Genomic DNA, 9,274 nt, shown 5'->3' with positions numbered 1-9,274 from the left:
GGCATGGCAGGCACGGGCGCTCCGACGGTTACGAAGCGTAGAGAACTCCGAAACCATCAGGTCCGTGCCTGCCTGTCAAATCCCTGAGATACCAACAACGCACTCCACGCCTATCCTCGGTCGCTCTAAGTAGATCAGGAATAGCGGCGGAGCGTGTCCAGCCAGGGAGTATCGATGAGCTGCCGCGCACCGTGAGGCGGCTTATCGGCGCGAAACGGTGGTTGGGACTGGTGGCGTCGCGTCGGATCGTTCACGAGTGTTCGCCGCAGCGACACGAGGTCACGTGGTCGGCGGTACGGCGTGCTCGATGATGCGGCAGATCACGGCGTCCTCACCGTCGAGCGTGGCCTGCTCGGCGTCGGCACGTGCTCCTGCCAGGGCGGTGCGCAGCGCCTGTAGGTCGGCCATGGTGCGGTCGATGGCGGCGATCCGCTCGTCGAGGATGCCCATGACCAGGTCGCAGGGCTGTTGTCCGCCGCGTTGCAGATTCAGGATCGCTTTGATGTCGGCCAGACCCAGGCCGAGGACGCGGGCTTGGCGGACGAAGTGCAGCACCGCCAGGTCTTCGTCGCGGTAGAGGCGGTAGCCGGCCTCGGTGCGTTCCGGGGCGATGAGCTCGTCGGCTTCGTAGAGCCGGATCGCCTTCGGCGACAGCTCGGTGGCTGCTGCGACCTGCCCGATCGTGAACATCTTCCGGCCTTCCCTTGACCTTGCCCCCGGGTCAAGGTTCTAGCGTCGAAGACGGAACGTCAAATCGAACGAAAGGGCAGCATCATGTCCCAGAGCGTCGTTCTATCGGTGCCCGAAATCACCTGCGACACCTGCAAGAACACCATCGAGGGCGCCGTCGGCCCGCTGGAAGGCGTGGCATCGGCGGTCGTCGACATCGCCTCCCGAACGGTCGTGGTGCGCTTCGACACCCCGGCCACGCAAGCCGACATCGACGCCGCTATCGAGGGCGCCGGCTACGACATCGCCGGAACCGTGACCGGCGGCGCGTCATGAACGCGACCGCCGTGCACGACGCCGATCCTGCGGCGGACCGTCTGCACTTCGCGGTAGAAGGCATGACCTGCGCCTCCTGCGCGGCACGCGTGCAGAAGGTGCTCGGTCGCCAGCCCGGAGTCGCGGAAGCGCACGTCAACTTCGCCACCGCACAAGCCATCATCCGCACCGCCGACGAACCGGCCTCGGCCGAGCAACTCGTCGCGGCGGTCACCGGCATCGGCTACGGACTCGCGCCGCTGGACATCGCGGCCCCGGCCGAGACGGTGTCGGTCCAGCAATCCGAGCGGGAGGCCGAGGTCCGGCTGTGGCGCTGGCGCCCGGCTGTGGCCTGGCCGCTGGCAGCCGTGGTGCTGTACCTGTCGGTGTTCCACACGCATCAGCCGTGGGCGTCGGACGTGGCGTGGGCGCTGGCCACGCCGGTGCAGTTCATCGTCGGCTGGCCGATCCTGGTCAGCGCCTGGACCCGGGCCCGCAACCGGCAGATGAACATGGACACCCTGGTAATGCTAACATGGACACCCTGGTAATGCTGGGGACGCTGGCCGCCTACCTGTTCTCGGCGGTGCGGATCGCGCTGGACCAGCACGCCGACCACTACTTCGACACCGCCGCGGTCATCATGGCCGCGATCGTCACCGGCCGGTTCTTCGAGGCCCGGGCGAAGAACCGGGCCGGGCACGCGATCGCCGCGCTGCTGGAACTCGGCGCGAAGCAGGCCAGGTTGCGCACCGCCGACGGCGGGGAACGGCTCGTCGACATCACCGACGTGCAGCCGGGCGATGTGATGGTGGTGCGGCCGGGTGAGAAGGTGCCCACCGACGGCGTCGTGATCGAGGGCGCGTCGGCGGTCGATGAGTCGATGCTGACCGGCGAGAGCGTGCCGGTGGACAAGAACGTCGGGGACACGGTCATCGGCGCCACCGTCAACGCCTCCGGGCTGCTGGTCGTCCGCGCAGACAAGGTCGGCGCCGGGACCGCGCTGGCCCAGATCGTGCGCCTGGTAGAGGAAGCGCAAGGCGGCCAGGCCGCGGTCGCGCGGCTGGCCGACCGGATCTCGGCGGTGTTCGTACCCTCGGTCATCGGGATCGCCGCGCTCACGCTGCTGGGTTGGGCGCTGTTCGCGGGCGCGCCGGTGCACGGATTGATCGCCGCCGTCGCGGTGCTGATCATCGCCTGCCCGTGTGCGCTGGGGCTGGCTACGCCGACCGCGATTCTGGTGGGCACGGGCCGGGGCGCTGCACTCGGTGTCCTGTTCAAGGGCGGGGAAGTCTTGGAGGCGTCCCGTCAGATCGACGCGGTGGTGTTCGACAAGACCGGCACGCTCACCCACGGCCGGATGCGCCTGGTCGGCACTGCCGGCCACGAGCAAACGCTGGTGCTGGCCGCCGCGGTCGAGTCCGGCAGCGAGCACCCGATCGGCGCGGCCGTGGTCGATGCGGCCCGCGAGCATGGCCTGGCGATCTTGTCGGTCGCCGGGTTCACGAGCACGGCCGGTCACGGCGTACGCGGCATCGTCGACGGCCGGGAGGTGCTGGTAGGCCGGGACCGGATGTTCACCGAGGCCCGCTGGCCGATCGGCGAAGAACTGGCGACCGCATCAGAGTCCTTCGAGAACCAGGCTGCCACCGCGTTCTACGTCGGTTGGGACGGCCTGGCCAGGGGCGTGGTCGCTGTGGCCGACACGGTCAAGGACGACGCGCGGAACGCGGTCGCCGCTCTGCGGGCATCGGGCATCAAGACCGTGATGATCACCGGCGACAACCGGCGGACCGCACAGGCCGTCGCGGAGGCGGTGGGCATCGATCAGGTGCTGTCCGAGGTGCTGCCGGCCGACAAAGCCGCCGAGGTACGCCGTCTGCAGGACGAGGGGCTGAAGGTGGCGATGGTCGGCGACGGCGTCAACGACGCTCCGGCACTCGTGCAGGCCGACCTCGGCATCGCGATCGGCACCGGAACCGACGTGGCGATCGAGTCCTCGGACATCACCCTGCTCGGCGGCAGCCTGTCCGGGGTCGTCACCGCGATCGCCTTGGCCCGGCGCACCCACCGGACCATCTGGCAGAACCTGTTCTGGGCCTTCGCCTACAACACGGTCCTGATCCCGGTGGCCGCGCTGGGCCTGCTCGACCCAATCCTGGCCGGCGCCGCCATGGGAATCTCCAGCGTCACCGTCGTCACTAACAGCCTGCGCCTGTCCACCTTCGGACGCCGTGCCACCCGATGAAGTGGCGCGGCGCCCCGCAGCCGGGCTGGGGCATCGAAGATCAGCAGGCGCACTCCTCGCCGCGCCACGCCTCGATGCCCTCGCGCACCGCGAGTACGGCCACCAGCAGGCCGACCACTGGGTCGAGCCACCACAGCCCGAACAGCGTGTTGCCGAGCAACCCGATCAGAACCGCTGCGGCCAGGTAGGCACACAGCAGGTTCTGCGCACCTTCGCCAGCGGTCGCGCCCGAGTCCAGAACTGCGCCTAGGCGGCGCTTGGCCCGCCCCAGCACCGGCATCACCATCAGAGAACTGATCGACAAGGCGACGCCGAGCCAACTGGTCGACGGCTTGTCGGCGCCGAACAGGCTGGAGAGGGCATCGACGGCGATGTAGGGGGCGAGCAGGAAGAACGTGACGGCCACGGCCTTCTGGGCCCTGGCCTCGGCGGTCTCGGACAGAGTCCGCGACCCGCTGAACCGCCACACGACGATCACGGAGGCCAGGCCCTCGATCACCGAGTCGAGGCCGAAGCCGAGAAGCGCGACCGAGGAGGCCAGGACCGCGGCGGTGATCGCGACCGCGCCCTCCGCGGCCATGTAGGCCAGCGACAGCCAGGACAGCAGCTTCGCCTTCCGCGCGGCAGCGTGCCAGGCCTCGTTACGGACTACGGTCGCGGCACAGCAGGCGTCCGTACAGCCGGGCTCGCAGTGACAGCCGGAGTCGGACCCAGCTGTGACGGTCTCCAGATCGGGAAGCTGGCTCACGCGGTCGCCTCATCCCCGTAGTTCGGGCACAACGCCACCGCGCTGCCGGTCGCGGCCAGCACGTTCTCCGCCGCCGCCAATAGGTCGACCAGCGCCGACTCGGTCACGGTGAACACCGACGCCCGGCCCACTGCGCGGGAATCGACCAGTCCGCAGTCGCGAAGGCAGGACAGGTGCTTGGACACCGTGGACTGCGCGAGACCAAGCTCCGTGACCAGATCCACGACGCGCCCTTCGCCAGTGGCAAGACGCCGAAGGATCGCCAGGCGGACCGGATCGCCGAGTGACCGGAACAGGGCCGCCGCCGGAGCGAGCTCGACGCGCGCTGCTGCGGCATCGGAAAATATCATCGCCATATAGCGATGATATCGCCAAAGCGGCGGTGCGCCTTACGCGTCATGCGGTGGCCGTGACCAGCCACGCAGCAGACGCCAGGCGGACCCCGTCCGGCCCGGCATGGGCGTGCAGGGCCTCGCGAAGCGCCGCCGCAGCCTTGGCTGCGATGCCCGGGGTGGCGTCACGCAACAGGGTGCGAGCCACTGGATGGGTCATGAGATGGGCCGCGACGTCATCGGCGTCCGCGCCCATCCGCATTGTTTCAGTCGACGGCTCGGCGGTGACGTCGGTGAACCCGGCGTCGTCGAGCAGGGTCCTGATCCGCTCGGGATCGGCCAGCGAGAACGGCCCGGGCCCCTCCGGCGCGCCTGGCCGTGGTGGCTCGGAGAGGAACGGGGCCACCGTGGCGAACGGGATCGTCATGTGCTCGTTGAGTTCGAGCGCCTGCCAGCAGAGGAACGCCAGGCGTCCGCCGGGGCGAAGGGCTCGGTGGATGTTGGCGAACGCGGCACCCGGGTCGTCGAAGAACATCACGCCGAATCGCGATAGCGCGAGCTCGTACGCGGCTTCGCCCAGAGGATGCGTCTCCAACGTCCGCTTCTTCGAAGCGCACGTTGGAGACGTCCTCCGCGGCGGCCACCACGCAGGCTTCGGCGAGCATCGGAGCGGACCGGTCGACGCCGACGACCTTGTTACCGCCAGACGCCCGCGCGGCCTCGATCGTGGTGCGTCCGCAACCGCAACCGATGTCCAGCACGTCCATCCCGGGCCTGATCGCAGCCGCAGCCAACAATTTGGCGGTATGGCCGGCGAGCATCGCGTCGAGCCGGGCGCGGTGTGCCACGAAGTACTGGCCGTCGTCACCGTTCCACGCCTCGCGCTGATCGCCGTTGGCGGGCTGCTCGTCAGTGGTCTGGTTCATGTCCGGACTCCTTACGGTGAGCCATCTACTAGGCCACGGTAGTAGATATCTACGATCGCGCGATAGTAGTTGTGAGCCGTGTTCCCTCGACCTACGATCGATCGGTAGTAGATGAAGGGTGCGGACGATGGCGAAGGACCTGGACCGGGCGGTAGGCGTACTCGGCCCTCTGGAGGGCCGGATCATGCGCGCGGTCTGGACCGGACAGGTCGGCGACACCTTCGTGGTCCGTGACGTCGGCGCGCTTCTGCCTGAACTCGCCTACACCACCGTGATGACCACCCTGCGGCGCCTGGCTGAGAAAGGCCTGCTGTCCGCCCAGGCGATCCCCGGCCAGAAGGCGTATGTGTATCAGATAGCTGCCACGCCGGAGCAGGCACTCAGCGAAGCCAGCCGTCGCGAAACCGCCGAGGTCGTCGACCGCTACGGTGATGCCGCACTGGCCGCGTTCGCCGCCCGGCTGGACGAACTCAGCCCCGAACAGCGCCGCCGTCTGGACGAGCTGCGCTCGAAATGACTGATCGGTTGCGCTCGCCGTGGTGGCAGGCCGGCGTCCTCGCCGTTCTGGGCGCGATCCGCATGGCCTGGCAACCGGATGAGCGGTTGTGCATGTCAATGATCGCCGGGGCATGCATCGGACTCGCGGCCGCCATCGTCGCCGGGGCAGGAATCGCGGCGGCGGGCGCGCGTGCCTGGTGGCTTCTGCAACGGGTTCGTCAGGCGATCACCGCGACGACGTTCGTGCCGACACCGCCACCGGTGTCGGAAGCCATGAGGCGGACCGGCGTGACGCGGGTGCGTTGCGTGGATGCCGCGACCCGCCTGGCGTTTTGCGCCGGCGCGATCCGGCCGACGGTGTACCTCGGCCCGGCTCTCGTAGACGCGCTCGGAACCGATGCGCTGGACGCGGTCCTGGTGCACGAATCGGAGCATGCCCGCCGCCGCGACCCGCTGCGCCGCGCGATACAGCGGGCGATCGCCGACGTGTTCTTCTGCGTGCCGGTGGCGGCCTGGTGGCATCGGCGGTCGATCGAGGACTCGGAACTGGCTGCGGACCGCGCCGCGATCGGAGCCGTCGGTGCCGCAGCGGTGGCTGAGGCTCTGTGGAGCGCAGCGCCCGAACACTCGGCGGCGAACACAGAACTCCTCCCCGCGTTCGACGGTTCCGAGCAGGCACGCGTCGCGCAGCTCCTCGGAGACGATCTCCCCTCGCGACGCCCCTCGGCGATGGCGCTGCTCGTCTCCTTCGGCGTGCTGAGCCTGCTGGTCAGCCTGGCCATGTGCGTCGGGCAAGAACTGGTGCGCAGCGTCATCAACTGAGCCCCGCCGCAGCCCGGTCGAGCCGTACTCCTATCCTCCTTAGGAATTAAGATATGGCGGAGCGGGGAGTTCGGCATGGGGATCAGTGGGAACTCGGCAACAACGCGCACGATGCCGAGCCGTCGGCGCGCGATCGCAGCACTCGCGGCCTTCGTGCTGGCCTTGCTGATCGGAACGGCCGGTCCGGCGTCCGCGCACGCTACCTTGCTGTTCGCCTCGCCGTCGGCGGACGGTGGCGTCGCCACTTCGCCGAACGACATGGTCCTCACCTTCGACAGCCCGGTCACGCTCCAGGCCCAGGCACTACGCGCCTCCGGGCCCTCCGGCAGCGCCGTCCCCCTCGGCACCCCGACGTTGAGCACCGATCGCCACACGATGCAAGCAGCGCTGTCCGCGCCGATCGGCATCGGCGTCTACACCGTCACTTGGCAGGTCACCGCTTCCGACGGCGACGCCGTGACCGGCACCTACCGATTCGCCGTCGGCCCGGCAGCCGCCGGGCTGAGCAGCAGCCCGCACACCGTTCAAGCGCCTGGGGCACTGTCCACCGGCATCGCCCGCTGGCTGCTGTTCGCCGCCCTGGCAGCTATCGCCGGCTCGGCGGTCACGCCACGCCTAGCCGCTCGGGCCCGCGTCAGCATCGGCACTTCGCGGCGCTACGGGCAGGCCGTCGCAGTCGCTGCTCTGACCGGACTGCTGGCCGCACTGTGGCTGCTGGCCATCCAACTCGGCGGCGGCAACGCGCTCCGCGGTGTGACACACATGTGCTCCGACGCGTTCGCCAACCGGCCCGCGACGATCGTCACCATCGAGGCTGTGGCGTTCGCCGCCGTCGCGTTGTTGGCTTTGCTGCGCCGCTGGGTGCCAGCCGCTCGGCAGACCGCCGAAGCCAGCGAACGCACGTCACTCGCGCGACTCAACTGCGGGTTTTGGACTCTGATCCCGATCACCGTCATCGTCGGGGCGGAGTCGATACGGGCTCATCCACGCGAATACGGGTCCTTCCTCGGGGCGGCGACGACGTTTGTGCACCTGGCGTCCGTGGCTCTCTGGCTCGGGGCGCTGGCACACGCAGTGGCGTTCGCGATCACCGGCCGCCACGACCCCAAGGCGGTGCGACGACTGTGGCGCGCCTACGCCCGCATGGCCGCCGTGTTGCTGGCCGCCGTTCTAGTCAGCGGCGTGACCGCAGGGCTGATTGTCGTGCCGCTGTCCGACCTTTTGGGTACCGGCTACGGGCAGCTTCTCCTGGTCAAGGCCGGGCTGGTCGCCGTAGCCGCCGGCCTGGCAGCGGCGGCGCGCTGGCGCCTGCGCACCAAACTACTGGTTCTCCCGATCGCCCGCGTCGAGGCTGCCGTGCTCGCGGTAGTGCTCGCCGCATCGGCGACGCTCACCGCGCTCGCCCCGCCCAAGACCGGCACCGGCGACCTCGCGGTGCCGCCGCCGGCATCCGGCCCTGTCGAATCCCTCGGCGCGCGGACCGGGCAGGTCGGCATCGACGTCCAGGCCAGCGACGGCCTGCTCGTCGTCTACCTGACCGCACCCGGCGCCGACGAAACCGCAGCAGCCGATCAAGGCACGCCGGAAGGAGGCGCTGCTGCGGCTGTCGTCAACGCCGGGCCCGCCACGAGCTACAGGCTGGCCGTCGTCGCCGCGGACCCCTCCGGAACCACGCGCAAACTCAGCCTGCGCGGCTGCGGCAGCGGCTGCTACGTCGCCCCCATGGCGTGGGCAAATGGCGACAGCATCCTGACGCTGAGCGCAGGTGCGGACACCTGGACCGGCGGCCGCACCACCGTCGCCGTCTCCTGGCCGCCCACGCCCGGCGACACCGCCCTGGCCAAGCTCACCGCCGCCCTGGCGAACACTCCGCACCTGACCGTGATCGAGCAGGTCTCCAGCGACACCACCGCGAGCCCGACGGCTCCGCGCACGCTGGACCTGTCCGGCCCGTACTTCCTGAACGCCGAACCCTACGGCAGCGGCAAAGCCCCTCAGGCCACGTTGATTCCCGGACCCGGCGGCGGTAGCACCCTGCTGCTCGGCTACCCGGCCGAGCACATCACCGTCAGACTCGTCCTGGACAACCAGGGTCACCTGGTCCGCGAGACACTCACCGATCCGGACCACGTCACGGTCCGTACCTTTGTATATCCGGAGACCGGCGGATGAATCTACGGCCACAGATACGGGTGATACCTGAAGGCTGGCTCCGTAGCCCTCCAGCGCTGGTCCGAGCAGATCGTTGGCAGCGCGCGGTCTCCCATCGACTCGCCGGGCGAAGAGCAGTCCATCGATTGGTATCCGGCCTTGTCCCGAGTGGTTCTCAGGACGGTTACGCCCCTGCCGCGGGAGGTGGATGGTCGTCGGCTCAATATCCGTCGAGGCGGTTATCGGACCCGCATTGAGGCAAAAGCCGCGGTGAAGCGGCTACGGCTGTCCGGATCCGTCCGGGCGTCGAGTGGCGGAGGTGGGGGGCAGCGGCTGGCCGTGTGGTCGCAGACTGGGTTGCGGCTGTGCCACTTCACCAGCCGAAGCTATCGCAGCATCGTCGAGCACCACCTCATCGCGTACATCGGCAAGGTACCGCTAGTGTCCTGCGCCTGAAGTTCATTTTCTAAATGTAGAATATCGGGCATGCCGAGGACGGGACGGCCGAAGGCCGAGCTGGTGCTCTCCGATGATGAGCGGGCGCAGTTGGAGCGCTGGTCGCGGC

Annotated in this window: 8 protein-coding genes and 2 pseudogenes; 5 read left to right on the top strand and 5 right to left on the bottom strand. The window is 69.2% G+C overall.

All coding sequences use genetic code 11. The features are described 5' to 3' along the window. Positions 1 to 279 precede the first annotated feature (279 nt). Positions 280 to 690: a MerR family DNA-binding protein gene (locus GWK61_RS49820; protein WP_194920809.1), complete on the bottom strand. Its 411-nt coding sequence runs from the start codon at positions 688 to 690 to the stop codon at positions 280 to 282. Between the two features lie 84 nt (positions 691 to 774). Here GWK61_RS49820 and GWK61_RS49815 point away from each other — a divergent pair, with 84 nt between their 5' ends. Together GWK61_RS49815 and GWK61_RS49810 are read left to right on the top strand one after the other, a co-directional pair. After that, complete coding sequence (locus GWK61_RS49815) at positions 775 to 1,005, top strand: heavy-metal-associated domain-containing protein (protein ID WP_194920808.1); 231 nt, start codon at positions 775 to 777, stop codon at positions 1,003 to 1,005. After that, positions 1,002 to 3,232, top strand: a pseudogene (locus GWK61_RS49810) (heavy metal translocating P-type ATPase). The gene GWK61_RS49815 and the pseudogene GWK61_RS49810 overlap by 4 nt, the downstream one beginning before the upstream one ends. Positions 3,233 to 3,272: 40 nt before the next feature. Here GWK61_RS49810 and GWK61_RS49805 read toward each other — a convergent pair. The 4 genes and pseudogenes from GWK61_RS49805 to GWK61_RS61245 all read right to left on the bottom strand — a co-directional run. Then, positions 3,273 to 3,980 carry a cation diffusion facilitator family transporter gene (locus tag GWK61_RS49805; protein ID WP_194920805.1) on the bottom strand — a complete coding sequence of 236 codons (708 nt, stop codon included), beginning with the start codon at positions 3,978 to 3,980 and terminating at the stop codon, positions 3,273 to 3,275. After that, positions 3,977 to 4,336: an ArsR/SmtB family transcription factor gene (locus tag GWK61_RS49800; protein WP_228564263.1), complete on the bottom strand. Its 360-nt coding sequence runs from the start codon at positions 4,334 to 4,336 to the stop codon at positions 3,977 to 3,979. Before GWK61_RS49800 ends, GWK61_RS49805 begins: the two co-directional genes overlap by 4 nt. A gap of 40 nt (positions 4,337 to 4,376) precedes the next feature. Beyond that, positions 4,377 to 4,907 carry a class I SAM-dependent methyltransferase gene (locus GWK61_RS59075; RefSeq protein WP_267254579.1) on the bottom strand — a complete coding sequence of 177 codons (531 nt, stop codon included), beginning with the start codon at positions 4,905 to 4,907 and terminating at the stop codon, positions 4,377 to 4,379. Between the two features lie 46 nt (positions 4,908 to 4,953). Continuing rightward, positions 4,954 to 5,079, bottom strand: a pseudogene (locus GWK61_RS61245) (class I SAM-dependent methyltransferase); the annotation flags it as partial. A gap of 286 nt (positions 5,080 to 5,365) precedes the next feature. Here GWK61_RS61245 and GWK61_RS49790 point away from each other — a divergent pair. The 3 genes from GWK61_RS49790 to GWK61_RS49780 all read left to right on the top strand — a co-directional run bounded on the left by GWK61_RS49790 (position 5,366) and on the right by GWK61_RS49780 (position 8,730). Continuing rightward, positions 5,366 to 5,755 carry a BlaI/MecI/CopY family transcriptional regulator gene (locus GWK61_RS49790; protein ID WP_194920803.1) on the top strand — a complete coding sequence of 130 codons (390 nt, stop codon included), beginning with the start codon at positions 5,366 to 5,368 and terminating at the stop codon, positions 5,753 to 5,755. Further along, positions 5,752 to 6,558, top strand: coding sequence for a M56 family metallopeptidase (locus tag GWK61_RS49785; RefSeq protein ID WP_194920799.1), 807 nt, complete (start codon positions 5,752 to 5,754; stop codon positions 6,556 to 6,558). Before GWK61_RS49790 ends, GWK61_RS49785 begins: the two co-directional genes overlap by 4 nt. A gap of 75 nt (positions 6,559 to 6,633) precedes the next feature. Further along, positions 6,634 to 8,730 carry a copper resistance CopC/CopD family protein gene (locus GWK61_RS49780; protein WP_194920790.1) on the top strand — a complete coding sequence of 699 codons (2,097 nt, stop codon included), beginning with the start codon at positions 6,634 to 6,636 and terminating at the stop codon, positions 8,728 to 8,730. Positions 8,731 to 9,274: the final 544 nt, after the last annotated feature.

Origin of the sequence: Catenulispora rubra (genome assembly GCF_015356825.1) — a bacterium.
GTDB classification, from domain to species: Bacteria; Actinomycetota; Actinomycetes; order Streptomycetales; family Catenulisporaceae; genus Catenulispora; species Catenulispora rubra.
The sequence above is the reverse complement of the archived record's forward strand: the minus strand, read 5'-3'. Positions and strand labels throughout refer to the sequence as shown.